The following is a 17,700-nucleotide window of genomic DNA, read 5'->3' as shown; positions in this document are numbered from 1 at the left end:
ACGCGTACCGACAGCACCCAGCGAGCACCCGGTTTGGCGAAGGCAAAGCGAACTCTGAAATGGCAGCGCGATCCCGAGGGGATGCGGCTGCGCATTCTCGAAGCCGCCAAGCAGGAGTTTTCCGCTCATGGGCTCGCCGGCGCGCGCGTTGACCGCATTGCGGCCAAGGCCGGCGCCAACAAGCGCATGCTCTACTACCACGTCGGCAACAAGGACGAGCTTTACCTCGCGGTGCTCGAAGGCGCCTATGACAAGATCCGCAGCGAGGAGCGCGGGCTCGATCTCGAGCACCTCGAGCCGCCCGAGGCGATCCGGCGCCTGATCGAGTTCACCTGGAATTACTTCCTGCGCAATCCCGAATTCCTGTCGCTGCTTCAGACCGAGAACCTCGCGCGCGCAAAGCACCTGAAGCGCTCGACCAAGGTCAAGTCGATGCACTCGCCCTTCGTCGAGATGATCCGCACCGTGGTCCGGCGCGGCGTCGACAGCGGCGATTTCCAAGTCGCAGTCGATCCGGTGCAGCTCTACATCTCGATCGCAGGGCTCTGCTTCTTCTATCTCTCGAACTCGGCGACCCTCAGCGTGATCTTCGGCCGCGACCTCCTGGACAAAAAGGCCAAGGACGAGCGGCTGGCGCACATGGTCGGCCTGGTGCTGGCCGCGCTGACCGGGCAGTCGGTCGCGCTGTTCGAGATCGCGAAGGCGCCGAAGTCGCGCGCCACGGTGGCGCAAACGGTTTAGGGCGGTCTGGTCCCGCGCATTGGTGGACGGATCGTCCGTCGTTTTCTCAATCTCCGCCGTTATTGCCCGCTTTCACTGATATGACGTCGAGAGTGGAGCGGTCTCGTGCCCCGGACGCAGCGCAGCGCGTCTTCGCGGTGCGCTGCAGAGCCGGGGCCCATGGATCGACGGGACGCGTGGCTCCTGGGTCCCGGCTCTGCGCAGCAACGCAAGAGCGCTGCAGCGCGTCCGGGACATGGAGGCGACCGTTCCATTTCCAAAGCACCTGGGAACCGCCGCCGCAAAACGTCACAGTAAATCCTCTGGACAGTATTTATCCAACGGGTTAATTTCTCTCCACAACGAAGAAGACTGCCGGGAGTGAAAATTGGCCGAGCCGAAGCCGCAAAATGCGATCTCCAAGGTGCTGAATGCGGCCTGGGTTCGGCCGTTCTTGTTCCTCGTCTTCATCGTCGTGGCCTGGGATCTGGCCATCCGGCTGTTCCGAATCCCTGCCTACCAGATCCCGTCGCCTCTCGACGTCGTCGCGGTGCTGCGTACCGACTGGCCGGAATTGCTGCGCCAGTCCTGGCCGACAACCTATGCGACGGTCTGCGGTTTCGCGCTGTCCGCTCTGTTCGGCATTCCCGTCGCGATGCTGATTGCGGGTTCGAAGACGGTGGAGAGCTACATCTATCCGCTGCTGGTGTTCTCGCAATCCGTGCCCAAGATCGCGATCGCGCCGCTGTTCGTGGTCTGGTTCGGCTTCGGCATCATTCCAAAGGTCATCTCGGCGTTCCTGCTCGGCTTCTTCCCGGTGGTGGTCTCGGCGGTGCAGGGCTTCAAATCGGTCGATCCTGACATGGTCGATCTCGCCCGCGCCATGCAGGGCAGCCGCTTCCAGGTGTTTTGTGCGGTGAATCTGCCGCACGCGCTGCCGGCGATCTTCTCGGGTCTCAAAGTGTCGGTGACGCTCGCGGTGGTCGGCGCCGTCGTCGGCGAGTTCGTTGGGTCCAATTCCGGCATCGGCTACGTGATGCAACGCTCGATCGGCACGTTCGACCTGCCGACGATGTTCGCGGCCCTGGTGATCCTCGCGCTGCTCGGCGTGATCCTGTTCTGGATCGTCGACCGGATCGAGAAGCTGGTCATTCCCTGGCATGTCAGCCAGCGCGAGGACGTGATTTTCGCCTCTTAACTAAAGCACAACGGCCACCAACGGCCGAAACAACAACGGCAAGGGAGAGTGACGATGAAGCGGTTGATTGGGGCTGCATCAGTGGCGCTGATGGTTTTTGCGGCCGTGCCGGCGCAGGCGGCCGACAAGGTCGTGCTGATGTTGAACTGGTACGTCTACGGCGAGCACGCGCCGTTCTATTACGGCAAGGCCAAGGGCATCTACGCAGCCGAAGGCATCGAGCTCGAAATCCAGGAAGGCCGGGGCTCGGCTGCGACCACACAGGCCGTCGCCGCCAAGACCGCCGATTTCGGCTATGTCGACGTTCCCACCATGATGCGCGCCGCCATCAAGGGCGCGCCTGTCGTTGCAACCGGGGTGCTGCTGCAGACCTCACCGATGTCCGCCATGGGTTTTGCTGACAAGAACATCAAAAAGCCCGAAGACATCAAGGGCAAGACGGTGGCGATCACGCCCGCCGATTCCATGACCCAGATCTGGCCGCTGTTCCTGAAGAAGACAGGCCTGAAGGAGAGCGACTTCCAGACCGTCGCAGGCGACGGCCAGACCAAGCTCAACGCGGTCATCAACGGCCAGGCTGATCTGCTGCTCGGCTATGTCATGGACCAATCGATGAAGATCAAGGACGCCACCGGCAAGGACGTCTACCCGATCAAGTTCGCCGACTACGGGATCAACATGGTCTCCTCGGGCATCATTGCCAATGCCGACTATGTGAAAGCCAATGCCGATCTGGTCCGCCGCTTCATGTCGGCGACGACCAAGGCGGTCGAAGCCGCCGAGAAGGAGCCGAAGGCCGCCGCACAGTCGATCCTCGATGCCAACCCCAAGGGCGGCAAGATCGACACGCTGACGCAGGGCTTTGAGCTGACGATTCCGCTGTACCGGACCGCGGAGACCAAGAGCAAGCGGCCGTTCCAGGTCACCGACCAGAACATGACGGACTCAGTCAATCTGATGGTCGAATATGGCGGCCTCGATGCCAAGGCCAAGGACAACCCGAAGGCCTTCTACACCAACGACTATCTGCCGAAGAGCGGCTCGTGAGCGATCAATATTCGCCCTCGTCCCTGCGAACGCAGGGACCCATTACCACCGGCCTCGATTGTTACGAAAGGTCTCACTCCGCGTGCCCGGACGCGCCGGCACGGCGTATGGGTCCCTGCGTTCGCAGGGACGACGGGGGGAGAGCGCTGCGATGAACCCTGCGACCAAACCAATCGACGTCCAGCCGGCCGCGCATCTGAGACTGGTGAACGACCGGGCCGGTGATGCCTCGGGCATCAAGCTCTCCGGCGTGTCCAAAACCTACCGGACGCGCGACGGCGATGTGCCGTCGCTGCGTCCGCTCGACTTCCACATCAATGACGGCGAGTTCTTCGTCGTGGTCGGGCCATCCGGCTGCGGCAAGTCCACGCTGCTCAAGCTGATCTCGGGCTTGCTGCCGCCGACCGCGGGCGAGATCCTGGTCGAGGGCGAGAAGGTGACGACGCCGCACGGCAATGTCGGCATCGTCTTCCAGAACGCGTTGCTGCTGCCCTGGCGCAACATCCTGTCCAACGTCATGCTGCCGATCGACATGAAGCGGCTGCCGCGGGACGAATATCTTGCCCGTGCCAAGGCGCTGTTGAAGCTCGTCGGGCTCGAAGGCTTCGAGAAGAAGCTGCCCTGGCAGCTTTCCGGCGGCATGCAGCAACGTGCCTCGATCTGCCGCGCGCTGGTGCACGACCCCAAGATCATGCTGATGGACGAGCCGTTCGGCGCGCTGGACGCGCTGACGCGCGAGCGCATGAATGTCGAGTTGATGCGGATTCAGCGCGAAACCAGGAAGACGGTGCTGCTGATCACGCATTCGATTCCGGAAGCCGTGTTCCTCGCCGACCGCGTCCTCGTCATGACCGAGCGTCCCGGCGCGGTCGCTGCGATCTACGACGTGCCGCTGCCGCGCCCGCGCTCGCTCGACGTGATGGCCGATCCGGTGTTTACCGAACTCGTGCAGCGCATCCGCAAGCATTTCTTCTCGCAAGGGGCATTGGACTAGAGACGATGGGAGAAGCTCTACTTCCCAGAGCGTCATGGCCGGGCTTGTCCGGGCCATCCGCGTCCTGCCCCGCGCGACGAGGAACGTGGATGCCCGGGACAAGCCTGGGCATGACGACCTTTCCAGGACCATCCCCGTGCGCCTGAAGCTGCGAGACATCGCCTTCTTCGAACGTCCCGTGCAGTTCGCGCGGCCGTTCCGCTTCGGCGCGATCACGATCAACGCGACGCCGCAGCTGTTCGTGCGCGCCGAGATCGAGGTCGAGGGCAGGGGCGTCGCGGTCGGCGCCAGCGCCGAGCTGCTGGTGCCAAAATGGTTCGACAAGCGGCCGGAATTGTCGCCGGCGCAGACGGTCGATGGCCTGCGCCGCTCGCTGGAGATTGCGCGCGGGCTCTATTTGGCACGGACCGGATTCTTGACGGCGTTCGATCTGCATGCCTCGTGCATCGGTGCGCAGGTCGCGACGTGTGCGAAAAAGAACATTCCGCCGCTCGCCGCGGCTTACGGTCCGGCGGAGATCGACAAGGCGATCCTCGATGCGTTGCTGCGCGCCGCCGAAACCAGCTTCTTCGATGGAATGGCCGGCAACATCGCCGGCATCGATGCGCGACTCTCACCTGACCTCGTGGGATTGGACATCACCACCTTTCTCTCCGGCCGGGTACCGCTGGAGCGTGTTGCCATCAGGCATACCGTAGGCCTTGATGATGCCGTCGAAGGCGAGCGCGGCGTCGCCGATGCCCGCGAGAACTCCGGTGCACGATACTTCAAGCTGAAGCTGTCGGGCGATCCCGCAGCCGACGCGGCGCGGCTCTCCCGCATCGGCAAGGAGCTCGCTACGCTGGGACACGACTACAAGGTGACGCTCGACGCCAACGAGCAATATGCCGACCTCGCTGCGTTGCAGGCGCTGATGGACCGGCTCGATCACGACGCAGCGCTACGCCCGATCGCCACGCGCTTGCTCTATGTCGAGCAGCCGATGCCGCGCGACATCACGAGGCAAACGCCGCTTGGCGCATTGGCCGCGCACGGTTTCATCATCGACGAGGCCGACGATTCCTACGATGCCTTCCCGGCAGCGCGGGCGCTCGGCTATTGCGGCATTTCCTCGAAATCCTGCAAGGGGCTCTACAAGTCCATCATCAACGCGACGCGCGCCGCGAAATGGAGCGCGAACGGCGAGAGGTTCTTCGTCACCGGCGAGGACCTCACCTGCCAAGCCGGCCTCGCCGTGCAGCAGGACCTCGCGCTCGGCGCCTTCCTCGGTGTCACCCACGCCGAACGCAACGGCCATCACTATGTCGACGGCTTTGGCGACACGCCTCTCGCTGAAGCGCAGGCGTTCGCCGCCGCGGATCCCGATCTCTACGCCGATACCGGGCAGGGCATCCGGCTCTCCATTCACGACGGCGATCTCCTGACGGGATCGCTTCATGCAACGGGCTTTGCGACGTCGGTCCATCCGGACTGGTCGGCGCTTCTCCCGCTCGAACAGCCAAGATCACTTCAGGAGCATTTGACATGACCACCCAACGCCTCGGCCTCATCATGAACGGCGTCACCGGCCGCATGGGGCTCAACCAGCATCTGATCCGCTCGATCGTCGCGATCCGCGAGCAGGGCGGTGTACGGCTGAAGAACGGCGACCGCGTGATGCCCGATCCGATCCTGGTCGGCCGCAGCGCCGAGAAGGTCGAGGCGCTTGCCAAGCGCTACAACATTACACGTTGGACCACCGACCTCGATGCGGCGCTCGCCGACAAGAACGACACCATGTTCTTCGACGCCGCGACCACGCAGGCGCGCCCGGGCCTGTTGACCCAGGCGATCAATGCCGGCAAGCACGTCTATTGCGAGAAGCCGATCGCGACGAACTTCGAGGAGGCGCTCGAAGTCGTCAAGCTCGCCAATGCCAAGGGTGTCAAGCACGGCACGGTGCAGGACAAGCTGTTCCTGCCAGGCCTGAAGAAGATCGCCTTTTTGCGCGATTCCGGTTTCTTCGGCCGCATCCTCTCGGTGCGCGGCGAGTTCGGCTATTGGGTGTTCGAAGGTGGTTGGCAGGAAGCGCAGCGGCCGTCCTGGAACTATCGCGACGAAGACGGCGGCGGTATCATTCTGGACATGGTCTGCCACTGGCGCTACGTGCTCGACAACCTCTTCGGCAATGTCCAGAGCGTGGTCTGCATCGGTAACACCGACATCCCCGAGCGTTTCGACGAGCAGGGCAAGAAGTACCAGGCGACCGCGGATGATTCCGCTTACGCGACCTTCCAGCTCGAAGGCGGTGTCATCGCCCACATCAACATGTCCTGGGTGACGCGCGTCTATCGCGACGACCTCGTCACCTTCCAGGTCGACGGCACGCATGGCTCGGCGGTCGCCGGGCTCAGCGACTGCATGATCCAGGCGCGGCAGGCTACCCCGAGGCCGGTCTGGAATCCCGACGAGAAGCGGCTGCACGATTTCTACGGCGACTGGCAGAAGCTGCCTGACAACGTCAGCTACGACAACGGCTTCAAGGAGCAGTGGGAGATGTTCATCCGCCACGTCTACGAGGACGCGCCCTACAAGTTCACGCTGCTCGAAGGTGTCAAGGGCGTGCAGCTTGCCGAATGCGCGCTCAAGAGCTGGAAGGAACGGCGTTGGATCGACGTCGCGCCGATCAAGGCGTGAGATCGAATAGATAGAGTCCCGATGTCTGCCAAGCCGTCGTTGCGAGCGGAGCGAGGCAATCCAGAGTCTTTCCGCAGAGGAGCCTGGATTGCTTCGTTGCTCCGCTCCTCGCAATGACGGGGAGAGGTCCGAAATCATGAACAAGCCCGTCCAACCCATGTCATCATTGTCGCTGAAATTGCCGAAGGCCGATCGCTCGATCGAGACCTACCGGCTCGCGGCCTCGCGCACGTTCCCCGCAAAGCTCGAAGGCCCCTTGAACCGCATCGCCTTCTCGGCCGTGCACACGGTCGTCGATCCCTTCGCGGACAACGATCCCTGGCTGTCGGCTGCCGTCGACTGGGACAGGACCATCGCCTTCCGCGAGCACGTCTGGGACCTCGGTCTTGGCGTTGCCGAAGCCATGGACACCGCTCAGCGCGGCATGGGGCTGGACTGGCCGACCTCGCTGGAGCTGATCACGCGCTCGGTCGCCGCCGCCAAGCGCCGCAACGCGCTGGTGTTCTCCGGCGCGGGCACGGACCATCTCGCGGTCGAGGATGCCAGTAGCCTCGACGACGTGATCCGCGCTTACGAGGAACAGATCTCGGCGGTGGAGAAGGTCGGTGGCCGCATCATCCTGATGGCATCGCGCGCGCTGGCGAAACTCGGCCGCAACGCCGATGACTACGCCAAGGTCTATAATCGCGTGCTGTCGGGGGTAGCGCAGCCCGTGATCATCCACTGGCTCGGCGACATGTTCGATCCGGCGCTGACGGGTTATTGGGGCACCGGGGATCTCGACAAGGCGATGGACACTGCGGTCGCCATCATCAACGGCAACGCCGCCAAGGTCGACGGCGTAAAAGTGTCGCTGCTCGACAAGCAGCGCGAGATCGACATGCGCCGGCGCCTCGACAAGCGCATCAAGATGTACACCGGCGACGACTTCAATTATGCGGAGCTGATCGCCGGCGACGAGCAGGGTTTTTCGCACGCGCTGCTTGGTATTTTTGACGCCATTGCGCCGGCGGCATCCTACGCACTGTCGCGACTGGCGGCTGGCGACGAGGCCGGCTTCCATGACGTGCTGGGGCCGACAGTGCCGCTGTCGCGTCACATCTTCAAGGCGCCGACGCGGTTCTACAAGACCGGCGTGGTATTCATGGCGTATCTCAATGGCCACCAGGACCATTTCACCATGGTCGGGGGACAGGAGAGTACGCGCTCCACGTTGCATCTGGCCGAGCTGTTCCGTCTGGCCGACAAGGCCGGCCTGCTCGCCAACCCTGAACTCGCGACGCAGCGGATGAAGACCGTGCTCGCCACCCACGGTATCGAATCCTGATGCGCGATTTTTCGTCCGACCATCGCTGGCTGTCGCTGAACACGGCGACCGTCCGCAAGCAGGGTGACCTGGTCGAGATCATCAACGCCTGTGCAAAGCAAGGCATCCGCGCGATCGATCCCTGGCGCGACCAGGTCGCATCCGTCGGTCTCGAACGCGCCGCGCGCGCGGTGCGCGATGCCGGCCTCGAGCTCTCAGGCTATTGCCGCGGCGGCATGTTCACCTCGGACGCATCGCGCAGAGGCGAGGTGCGCGACGACAACAGGCGCTGCGTCGATGAAGCCAAGGCGCTGGGCGCGCCCTGCATCGTCCTCGTCGTCGGTGGCCTGCCGCAATATTCCAGGCCGGGCAGCGAGGTGTCGAAGGACATCGCGGCGGCGCGCGGGCAGGTCGAGGAAGCTCTCGCCGATATGCTCGACTATGCCAGGCAGGCAAACCTGCCGCTGGCGATCGAGCCCTTGCATCCGGCTTACGCGGCCGACCGCGCCTGCGTTAACACCACGAAGCAGGCGCTCGATATCTGCGACCGGCTCGATCCCGCTCGCAGCGGCATGCTCGGCGTCGCGCTCGACGTCTATCACATCTGGTGGGACCCGGAGCTGATGAGCCAGATCGCGCGCGCCGGCAAGGATCGCCTGCTCGCGTTCCATGTCTGCGACTGGCTGGTGCCGACAAAGGACATCCTCAACGACCGCGGCATGATGGGCGACGGCGTCATCGACATCAAATCAGTGCGTGCGGCGGTCGAAGCGGAGGGCTTTGCTGGCTATTCCGAGATCGAGATCTTCTCCAACGCCTGGTGGAGCAAGCCAATGGGCGAGGTGCTGCAGACCTGCATCGCGCGTCATAAGACGGTGGTGTAGAGTTACCACGAGTGCGGCCCATACGGGCTTGCGAGCTGTTGCAGCGCGTTGAAGCGGGCCTTCTGCTCGCTGTCGGCGTCGCATAGAACTCGTCCAGCGCAAGTTCGCCCCGCTGGCGAAGCAGCGAACTGGTCGGAGTACCACCAAAGATGTGGTGGACTACCATCAGCTTTCAGGCAGAATGTCATCATGCCGATGCCGCAGCCTCGCCACAGTCTGTGCCAGATCGGATGCGGTAATCAGTGGCATCAACGATCAGCAGGGACGGCGGATGTACCCATGCCTGTTGATCTTGAATGGCCCCGACGTGCAACCGTCGGGGCCATTGCCGTGATCGGCATGACATAGCTGGCGAGCTTTGCCGAAGGCACCGGCATGCTTTATTGCGGCGAAAGACCGCCAAGGACAATCTGCAATTCATTCAATGCGCGGGGCCAAACTGGTTTGCGATCGAATTTGCCGAGCGCTGAAAAGTCGGACGATTGCGCTATCATTGATTCACCGTCAAACACGGGACTATCACCCGTCAATTCGATCTGCGAAGCTGTAACAACACAAATGCGCTTGCAAACAAGCAAGCGTGAAGGAGGGTCCGCAGTGGATAAGGTGCAGCGTTTGCGTGCGATGAGCTCACTGTGCCGCCAACAGGCCGCGTACAACAGCATGAACAAATGGAAGCTGCTCGCAGAAGCGGAATACTGGGATCATCTGGCTAATCTCGAGTTGTCTTCTCACTTCCAGCAATGCAACGCGATCCCAAGCGCGAACTAGGCTGGGCGGAAGACGATTTCCTCGTGAGGTCGGAAACGAGGCTGTCGCTTGCGTTACGGGCCGCTGCACCCTCACAGAGAGTGCGCGGTAGGGACATGCATGGTCTCGTCGAGCTTTGAAGCAGGACGATTACGTCACCCCGCTTCGTTCGACCGCGGCGCAAATTGCAACGAGAAAACGCGATGCCGTCCTCACGGCCCCGCGACCTGTTGCAGCGTGTTGAAGCGCGCCTTCTGCTCGCTGCTCAGCGTGGCATAGAACTCGTCCAGCGCAGGCTCTACCAGCTTGGCGGCCGTCAGCATCGCCTCGAGCCGGTGCTGCATCGCCTCCAGCCGTCCGACCGGCGTCAGCGGCACATCGTTCGGGCAAGCCGCTTGCAGGCCTTCAACGCCTTTGGCTGTCGCTTCACTGAGGCGGTCGAGCGCCTCCTTCTGCTTGCCGGCTGGGTGGAGCACAGCCTCGATCCTTTGGATCGGCAGCTGGGTCAGGCCGGATTTCGGATCGCCGCAGCCCTCGACGTTGGCTTGCTGCTGCGGCGGGTGTTCGCCGATATTCGGACCGAGCGCATTGAAGCTGGCCTGCTGCTCGTCACTGAGCGAGTTGTAAAAATTCTCCAGTGCCGGTCGCACGATCTTGACGGCTTCCAGCGTCGCGCTGATGCGGTTCATCATCGCGCGCAAGCGACCAGGGGGAGTCAATGCATAAGTCTCCGCGCAGGAGTCCTTGAACACGCCGGCAGCGTTGGCCGCCGCGGTTTTCAATTCGTCGAGCAGTGCGCGTTGCTCCGGCGCCGGCCGCACCGCTTTCGCGATATCGGCAAGCGGCCAGGCGGTGACGCCCTTGTCCGGTGTACCGCACAATTGCTGTAGCGTTTGCGGGCTCACGCTCGCGCGCGGACGGGCGCGGCTGCCGCCACCGGCTTGCGGATAGTCATACGGGTTGGTGCTGGCATAGGCGGAATAGGGGCCGTCACCACCCCAGAACACGGTGTCGACGAAGTCGTCATAGGCGTACGCCCAATAACCGGGCTCGTAGCCATAGGACCAGAACGTGTAGTTGAAAATGTCGGAGTAAGCGTAAGGCCAGAACACGGGCCCAAGCCACGCCACGAACACCGCGGGATGGCGGTGTCGCCAGGCCTGCCGGGGAGCCCAGCCGCTCTGGCGGGTGGTGAGCGCTGCCTGCGCTTGCGCAGGGGCCTGCTCGCGGAAGCGCTCGGCAAATCGCCCGCGCTCGGCCGCCTGCACGGCGGCGGCAGTGGCGGCTCGCCCAACTGTGGTGGACTCGGGGCCCAGCCGCTGCAGGCGCGCCTGATCGCGCTGCTGCATGCCCTGTTCGCGCTGGAGCAGGCGGTTCTGCGTCTGCAGCGTCCGCTCCTGTGCACGTTGCGCCCGCACGCCTTCCGGCTTCTGCGACTGCAATTGCTGCACGCGCTGTTGCATCCGATCGATGCGGCTCTGCCGTTCCGAGCTCTGACGTGTGAGCGTCTCGCGCTGCCGCTGCTGCACGATTTGCTGTCGCTGCTGGATCTGCTGCTGATGTTGCTGCGCGCGCTGCTCCATCCGCTCCTGTCGCGGCGGCCGCGCGCTCACAGCCGATGGCGCGCTTGGGCGCGAGGGGGCGGCGATATGCGGCGTCGGCCGCGAGGCCATGGCCGGACGTTGTGGTGCTGCCGGCGCCCGGTGGAATTCAGGTCGCGGCGCCGCCACGTGCGGGGCTGCTCGCGGCGGTGGTGCTGCAAAACGGGGGCCCGGACGCGGCGGCGGTGCGGCGATGTGGGGCGCCGGGTGCGGCGCCATGGCCGGTCGCTGCGGCATGGCCGGTGGATGGAATGCCGGGGCGGCGGGACGTGCCATGGCTGGCGGCGCCGCCGGACGTGCCATGGCTGGTGGTGCTGCTGGCCGTGCAGGCGCTGCGGCTGGACCGGCAGGTCCGCCCCTTCCATGTCCCTGGCCGGGTCCTTGGGCGAACGCGCCGACGCTCGTCGCCAGCACAGAGACACCAACTAAAGCAGCCGTAAGGCAAGCGCCATGCGGAAGCATGATTGTCGCTCCCAGCTCGTAATCGCCCACGACGTTCAACGCGCAGCTGGCGGAATCGTTCGTTGCTGGCCGCGGCCGGCATTGCGATCTTCCGACGCAGGCCGCTCAGGAGAAATCCTGCGTCAGGGTGGTGGCGAGCCGCTCCAGCGCCCAGTCGACCTGGTCGCTTGTGATCACCAGCGGCGGAGCGATGCGGATCGTTTGCTCGTGGGTATCCTTGGCGAGGATGCCCATGCCCTGAAGCGCCTCGCAGTAGCGGCGGGCGCGGCCGGCCTCGGGATGCAGTTCGACCGCCAGCATCAAGCCGCGTCCGCGCACCTCGCGGATCGTGTTGGCACGAATGTCTTTCAAACCTTCCAGAAAGCGCGCGCCCTGCCTGGCCGCGTTCTCGATCATGCCTTCCTCGGTCAGCACGCGCAGCGCCGCGCGCGCCACCGCGCAAGCAAGCGGATTGCCGCCGAACGTCGAACCGTGCTGGCCGGGCCTCAATGTCCCGAGCACGTCGTTGTTCGAGAGCACGGCCGACACCGGATAGAAGCCGCCGGACAAGGCCTTGCCTAGCAGCGTCACGTCCGCCTCGATTCCCTCGTGCTGTTCGGCGAGGAGCTTGCCGGTGCGGCCGAGCCCGGTCTGGATCTCATCGAGCACCAGCATCACGTTGTTGGTGGTGCAGAGCTCCCGCACCTCACTGAAATAGCCGGCCGGAGGAAGGATGACACCGGCTTCGCCCTGGATCGGCTCGACCAGAAAGGCGACCGTGTTTGGGGTGATTGCCTCCGCCAGTGCCGCGGCGTCGCCGAACGGGATGATCTTGAAGCCCGGCGCGAACGGCCCGAAATGTGCGCGCGTGTCGGGGTCGGTTGAAAAGCCGACGATGCCCAGCGTGCGTCCGTGGAAATTATTGGCGCAGACGATGATCTCGGCGTGGCCGTCCGGCACGCCCTTCACCTCATAGCCCCATTTGCGCACCGACTTGATCGCGCTTTCGACCGCCTCGGCGCCGCTGTTCATCGGCAGCACCTTGTGGGAGCCGGTGAGCGCCGCGATCTCTTCGTAGAAGGGGGCGAGCTGGTCGTTGTGGAAGGCCCGCGAGGTCAGCGTCAGCCTGTGCGCCTGTTCCACCATCGCCGCCAGGATCTTGGGGTGGCAGTGGCCCTGGCTGACCGCCGAATAGGCCGAGAGGCAATCGAGATAGCGGTTGCCTTCGGTATCCCAGACCCAGACACCTTCGCCGCGCGACAGGACGACCCCGATCGGCTCGTAATTGTGGGCCCCAAAGCGTGCTTCCGTTGCGACGAAATCAATGACCGACGCGCTCATCTGTCGTCACTCCATTGCTGCGCGGGGCGGTGCCAACCGACTGCACCGCCGGCCTCAGCTTGATCTGGGTATCAACTTGCCGCCTTGGAAGTCTTCATCCCCTCCGGTGGCGAAGCCCGATCTGATTTGCCAAAAGTATCAGAGGGTTCTCTACTGTGCATGGGGTTGTTTTCGCAGTTTTTGGTGTCGAGTCCTCAGCGAAGCGCACACGGCACGCTCAAAAAGCCTCGAAACCGCACCCGTCCGCCCCGCACCGGCTGGCCGCTCACGGCGTAGTCCGGGAAGCGCGCCAGGAAGCGCGAGATCGCAATCGCGCCTTCGAGCCGCGCCAGCGCCATGCCGGCGCATTGATGCGCGCCGGTGGCGAAGGCGAGATGCCGGTTCGGGGTGCGCGCGATGTCGAAGCTTTCAGGGTCCGGAAACTGCGCAGGATCGCGGTTGGCCGCCCCGATGCACAGCGTCACCGACGTGCCGGCATCGAGCGTGACGCCGCCGAGCTCGACCTTTTCCGTGGTCATGCGGTTGCCGAGCTGGTTGGAGCTCTCGTAGCGCAGCATCTCTTCGACGGCGGTCTTGATCATGTCGGGACTGCCGATCAGCCGCCGCTTCTGGTCGCGATTGCGGTCCAGCGCCACGAGGCCGTTGCCGATCAGATTGGTGGTGGTCTCGTGGCCGGCATTGAGCAGGAAGATGCAATTGTGCAGCAGCTCCTTCTCGGTCAGCCGCTCGCCATTCTCCTCACCCTGGATCAGGCGCGTCAGAACATCGCGCTCGGGATTGCCCGGCTTGTCGCGCCGGCGTGCCACCAGCGTCTGAAGATAGCTGAGAAAATCCGTCACCGCCTTGTTGCCGCGGGCGGCGACCTCGGGCGACACCACAGGTTCGAGCGCACCAAGGATCGCCAGCGACCAGTCGCGCAGCGGCCCGCGTTCCTCATGAGGCACGTCGAGCAGATTGCCGATCACCTCGATCGGGATGGACGCCGCGAAATCCTCGATCAGCTCGCAAGCCCCTTTGGCCGCGACGGCGTCGAGCAAGCCGTCCACCAGCTTGATGATGTCAGACTCCATGCCGGCGATCGCGCGCGGCGACAGCGCGCCCATGATCAGGCGACGTACGCGGGTATGCGCCGGGGGATCGTTGAAGACGAGGCTGGTGGTGTGATGCTCGTAGAGCGGGGTGTCGCCGTATTTCGGCGCGAACTCGCGCTTCTTGTCCGAGCTGAACGACTTGGTGTTCTTGTAGGTGGTGACGAGATCGTCATAACGGGTCAGGAACACGGTGCCGTTCGGCAGGCGCTTGACCGGCTCGTTCTCCCGCAGTGCACGATAGGTCGGGTAGGGGTCGTCGTAAAATTCCGGCGTCAGCTTCTCGAGGTCGAAGCTTGCCGCCAGCGCCTTCGCATCTGCGTTCATCCCGTTATACTCGCCGGTTAAAGCCGTTATGCCGTTTTTGTTGTTCTGGTCGGCGCATGCATGCGTCTACAGTCTTCCCACCTTGCTAGCCGACCGGACAGGAAAATGCACGCACGCGCTGACGCTGCCGACACGGCGCCGAATTGGCCCGACGATATTTTCGCGACCTTGCAACGCTTCGATATCAGGCAGGTGCCTTACGTGCCGGATGCCGGCCATTCGAGGCTGATCCAGCGCGTGCTGGCATCATCCACCATGCGCGGCATTCCGCTCACGACGGAGGAGGAGGGCGTGGCGCTTCTCGCCGGCGCCTGGGCCGGCGGACAGCGCGGCGTCTTGCTGATGCAGTCGAGCGGCGTCGGCAATTGCATCAACATGCTGTCGCTGATCCCGATCCTGCGCTTCCCCTTCCTCACGCTGGTGACCATGCGCGGCGAGTGGGGCGAGTTCAATCCGTGGCAGGTGCCGATGGGATCGACCACGCAGGGCGTGTTCGAACTGTCGGGTGTCCAGGTGCTGCGGGCCTCGAACGCAGCCGAGGTGCCGGCCGTGCTCGAAGCCGCTGCGTCGCAAGCCTACAACGCGCTCACGCCTACCGCCGTCCTTCTGTCGCAGCGCCTGATCGGCGCCAAGGTTTTCACCAAATGAGCAAGGACAATCTCCTCGACCGTCGGCAGGTGGTGTCCACGTTGCTCGCGAACCGCAAGGACGTCGTCGCGATCGGCGGCCTCGGGGCCTCGACCAACGACATGTGCGCGGCCGGCGACCACGCCCGCAATTTCTACCTTTGGGGCGGCATGGGCGGCGCCGCGATGATCGGGCTGGGGCTCGCCCTGGCGCAGCCAAAACTGCCGGTATTGGTCATCACCGGCGACGGCGAGATGCTGATGGGCATGGGCAGCCTGGCCACCATCGGGCTGCAAAAGCCGTCGAACCTGTCGATCGCAGTTCTCGACAACGAGGCCTATGGCGAAACGGGCGGCCAGACCAGCCACACCTCCGCTGCCGCCGACCTCGTCGGCGTCGCCAGGGCCTGCGGCATCGGGGATAGTCGGGCGGTCACGACCATGGCCGAGGTCGAGGCCTTTGCCAAAGCCGTTCACGACGTCTCTGCCGGGCCTCGCTTTGCCAATATGAAGATCGACAGCGCCAGCCTGGAGCGGATATTGCCAAGCCGGGATGGGACTTACATCCTCAACCGGATCCGCGGCGACCTCGGCTTCCAGCCAATCTAGGGCGGGCCTGCCCATTCCCACCGGCGCCCAGGTCCTGCACGGAAACCGTGCAGGCGGGGGCAATTTCCACTGAATTAACGACGCACTCAGGTTGCGATGCAACATAGTGCTTGACTTTTGCGTGGGTGAGTGCTTACTCACTAGCATGAGCTCATTGCGTATGACGAGCGACCTGAGGCGTCAATTGATCCTCGGAGCCGCGAAACGCTGCTTTGCCCGACATGGCTATACCGGCACCACGACCAAGAGCGTGGCGGCCGCCGCTGCCATTTCCGAGGCGTTGCTGTTCAAGCATTTCCCGTCCAAGGCGGCCCTCTACGCCGAAATCCTCAGCGACGAATGCGAGGCGGACCCGGCGCTCACCGAGCTTCTCGAGCGGGAGCCTTCGACCGCCACGCTGGTCGAGGTGATCCGCGGCATGGTCGAGCATTTCCTGCACATCGCTGATGGTCCCGATCAGGAAGAGGCCCAGCGCCTGCGGCTGATGGCCACCAGCCACTTGGATGATGGCGAATTCGCCCGTTTGCTGTATGCCAAGATCGAGACGCTGATCGGGGCGATCTTCGTCTCCTCGCTCGAACGTGCCGTTGCCGCCGGGGACGCGCGGCTATGCAGCGGCGATCCGCTCAATCTGTTCTGGTTTGCGCATCACTCGGTGATGACTGCGGCGCTGACCAGGCTGCCCGCCACGCCTTGCCTCGCTTACGGCAAGGCTGAAGACCTCGAGCGGCAGCTGTGTGAGTTTCTCCTGAGGGGTATCGGACTTAACGACGCCGCAATTGCTTCGCATCTGGGCCACAATCAGGCCGCGGATGCCGGTAAGGCGGCGATTGCAGAGAGTGCATGACATGAACATCGTAACCGAACACAAGATTTCGGGCGAACCGATCGACAACAAGGCTCCCAAGCGTCCGGTCCGGCCGGTGCTCTGGTTCATCATCGTCGGCACGCTCCTGGCGGTGCTGGTCGGCGGCCTCGTCTGGTTCAACTATTTCCGCGGCCAGATGATCAAGCAGTTCTTCGCCAACAACAAGCCGCCGCCGACCGCTGTCAGCGCGGCAGAGGCCAAGTCCGAGGTGGTGCCGAACTTGCTCACCGCGGTCGGCGGCCTCGTCGCCGTGCACCAGGTCGACGTCAGTGCCGACGTCAACGGCCGCGTCACCGAGATCAAGTTCGCGCCGGGCACGCGCGTCGAAGCCGGCACGCCGCTGGTCCAGCTGTTCGACGCGCCGGAGCAGGGCGACCTTGCCAATTACAAGGCCCAGGCGACCGTCGCGCAGCTGTCGCTTGATCGTGCCAAGCAGCTGGCCGCGCGCCAGTTCGGTCCGCAGGCGACCGTCGATACCGCGCAGGCCGCCTACGACCAGGCGCAGGCCGGCATCGCCAAGACCGAGGCGCTGATCTCGCAGAAGCTGGTGCGCGCACCGTTCTCCGGTGATCTCGGCGTCCGCAAGGTCGAGGTCGGTCAGTATCTGACGGCGGGTACGGCGATCGTGTCGTTGACCGATCTGTCGGAGCTGTGGGCCAACTTCACCGTGACGGAAAAGGATTCCGGCAGCCTCAAGGTCGGCCAGACTGTCAAGTTGAAGGTCGATGCCTATCCGGGCCGCATCTTCGAAGGCAAGATCACCACGATCGAACCGCAAATCTCGACCGACACCCGCAATATCCGCGTGCAGGCGACGATCGCCAATCCGGAGAAGATCCTGAAGCCCGGCATGTTCGTGACCACCACGGTGGTGCTGCCGGACAAGCCGGCCGTGATCACCGTTCCGGAGACGGCGGTCGACTACACGCTGTACGGCGACTCGGTGTTCGTGATCACCGAGAAGAAGGAAGCCGACGGCAAGACCAGCCTGTCCGCGGTGCGCACCTTCGTGCAGACCGGCAACCGGGTCGAAGGTCGCGTCGAAATCATCAAGGGCGTGAAGGCGGGCGACAAGGTCGTCGCCGTCGGCCAGCTCAAGCTGCAATCGGGCGCGGCGGTGTCGATTTCGACCGACCCGGCTCCGCAGATCCCGGCGCAGCCGCCGCGCTACTGACCCTCTGCATTCAAGTGATCCGGCTCGGCCGGATCACTTTCCTTGAGATA

At 64.1% G+C, this 17,700-nt stretch carries 16 protein-coding genes; 13 read left to right on the top strand and 3 right to left on the bottom strand.

Features of this window, described 5'->3' with window-relative positions; genetic code table 11:
* Positions 1-33: 33 nt before the first annotated feature.
* The 9 genes from CIT37_RS28800 (at position 34) to CIT37_RS28760 (ending at position 9,596) form a co-directional block, all read left to right on the top strand.
* Positions 34-741, top strand: a complete 708-nt coding sequence (locus CIT37_RS28800; RefSeq protein WP_173015882.1) for a TetR/AcrR family transcriptional regulator — start codon at positions 34-36, stop codon at positions 739-741.
* Positions 742-1,108: 367 nt separating this feature from the next.
* Positions 1,109-1,918: an ABC transporter permease gene (locus tag CIT37_RS28795; RefSeq protein WP_028143463.1), complete on the top strand. Its 810-nt coding sequence runs from the start codon at positions 1,109-1,111 to the stop codon at positions 1,916-1,918.
* Between the two features lie 54 nt (positions 1,919-1,972).
* Positions 1,973-2,965, top strand: coding sequence for an ABC transporter substrate-binding protein (locus CIT37_RS28790; protein ID WP_028143462.1), 993 nt, complete (start codon positions 1,973-1,975; stop codon positions 2,963-2,965).
* Between the two features lie 151 nt (positions 2,966-3,116).
* Positions 3,117-3,959 carry an ABC transporter ATP-binding protein gene (locus tag CIT37_RS28785; RefSeq protein WP_028143461.1) on the top strand — a complete coding sequence of 281 codons (843 nt, stop codon included), beginning with the start codon at positions 3,117-3,119 and terminating at the stop codon, positions 3,957-3,959.
* Positions 3,960-4,089: 130 nt separating this feature from the next.
* A complete protein-coding gene (locus tag CIT37_RS28780) occupies positions 4,090-5,487 on the top strand; it encodes an enolase-like domain-containing protein (protein WP_038947036.1) in 1,398 nt (465 codons plus the stop codon).
* On the top strand, positions 5,484-6,635 hold the full coding sequence (locus tag CIT37_RS28775) for a Gfo/Idh/MocA family protein (RefSeq protein WP_038947037.1): 1,152 nt from the start codon (positions 5,484-5,486) through the stop codon (positions 6,633-6,635). The genes CIT37_RS28780 and CIT37_RS28775 overlap by 4 nt, the downstream gene beginning before the upstream one ends.
* Positions 6,636-6,771: 136 nt before the next feature.
* Positions 6,772-7,962 carry a dihydrodipicolinate synthase family protein gene (locus tag CIT37_RS28770; RefSeq protein ID WP_095426367.1) on the top strand — a complete coding sequence of 397 codons (1,191 nt, stop codon included), beginning with the start codon at positions 6,772-6,774 and terminating at the stop codon, positions 7,960-7,962.
* The gene (locus CIT37_RS28765; RefSeq protein WP_095426366.1) at positions 7,962-8,825 is read left to right on the top strand and encodes a sugar phosphate isomerase/epimerase family protein; all 864 of its coding nucleotides are present in this window, start codon (positions 7,962-7,964) and stop codon (positions 8,823-8,825) included. The genes CIT37_RS28770 and CIT37_RS28765 overlap by 1 nt, the downstream gene beginning before the upstream one ends.
* A gap of 597 nt (positions 8,826-9,422) precedes the next feature.
* A complete protein-coding gene (locus tag CIT37_RS28760) occupies positions 9,423-9,596 on the top strand; it encodes a hypothetical protein (protein WP_162832241.1) in 174 nt (57 codons plus the stop codon).
* A gap of 191 nt (positions 9,597-9,787) precedes the next feature.
* On the opposite strand, the gene CIT37_RS28755 is transcribed toward CIT37_RS28760, so the two are convergent.
* The 3 genes from CIT37_RS28755 to CIT37_RS28745 form a co-directional block, all read right to left on the bottom strand.
* Positions 9,788-11,158, bottom strand: a complete 1,371-nt coding sequence (locus tag CIT37_RS28755; RefSeq protein WP_244611288.1) for a Spy/CpxP family protein refolding chaperone — start codon at positions 11,156-11,158, stop codon at positions 9,788-9,790.
* Between the two features lie 585 nt (positions 11,159-11,743).
* Positions 11,744-12,958: an ornithine--oxo-acid transaminase gene (gene rocD / locus CIT37_RS28750; RefSeq protein ID WP_038947040.1), complete on the bottom strand. Its 1,215-nt coding sequence runs from the start codon at positions 12,956-12,958 to the stop codon at positions 11,744-11,746.
* A 194-nt stretch (positions 12,959-13,152) separates the two neighbouring features.
* Positions 13,153-14,373 (bottom strand): cytochrome P450, encoded by a 1,221-nt coding sequence (locus CIT37_RS28745; protein WP_028143454.1) that lies wholly within the window; start codon positions 14,371-14,373, stop codon positions 13,153-13,155.
* A 105-nt stretch (positions 14,374-14,478) separates the two neighbouring features.
* On the opposite strand from CIT37_RS28745, the gene CIT37_RS28740 reads away from it, so the two are divergent.
* From CIT37_RS28740 to CIT37_RS28725, 4 genes are all read left to right on the top strand, one after another.
* Positions 14,479-15,021, top strand: a complete 543-nt coding sequence (locus tag CIT37_RS28740) for a phosphonopyruvate decarboxylase (protein WP_028143453.1) — start codon at positions 14,479-14,481, stop codon at positions 15,019-15,021.
* Positions 15,018-15,608 carry a thiamine pyrophosphate-dependent enzyme gene (locus tag CIT37_RS28735; RefSeq protein ID WP_095426364.1) on the top strand — a complete coding sequence of 197 codons (591 nt, stop codon included), beginning with the start codon at positions 15,018-15,020 and terminating at the stop codon, positions 15,606-15,608. The genes CIT37_RS28740 and CIT37_RS28735 overlap by 4 nt, the downstream gene beginning before the upstream one ends.
* Positions 15,609-15,768: 160 nt before the next feature.
* Positions 15,769-16,455, top strand: coding sequence for a TetR/AcrR family transcriptional regulator (locus CIT37_RS28730; protein ID WP_028143451.1), 687 nt, complete (start codon positions 15,769-15,771; stop codon positions 16,453-16,455).
* Position 16,456: 1 nt separating this feature from the next.
* Positions 16,457-17,650 (top strand): efflux RND transporter periplasmic adaptor subunit, encoded by a 1,194-nt coding sequence (locus tag CIT37_RS28725; protein WP_028143450.1) that lies wholly within the window; start codon positions 16,457-16,459, stop codon positions 17,648-17,650.
* The last annotated feature ends 50 nt before the right edge of the window (positions 17,651-17,700 follow it).

It is taken from the genome of Bradyrhizobium ottawaense (assembly GCF_002278135.3).
In the GTDB taxonomy this organism is placed as follows: Bacteria; Pseudomonadota; Alphaproteobacteria; order Rhizobiales; family Xanthobacteraceae; genus Bradyrhizobium; species Bradyrhizobium ottawaense.
This window is presented reverse-complemented; position numbering and strand designations above follow the sequence as displayed.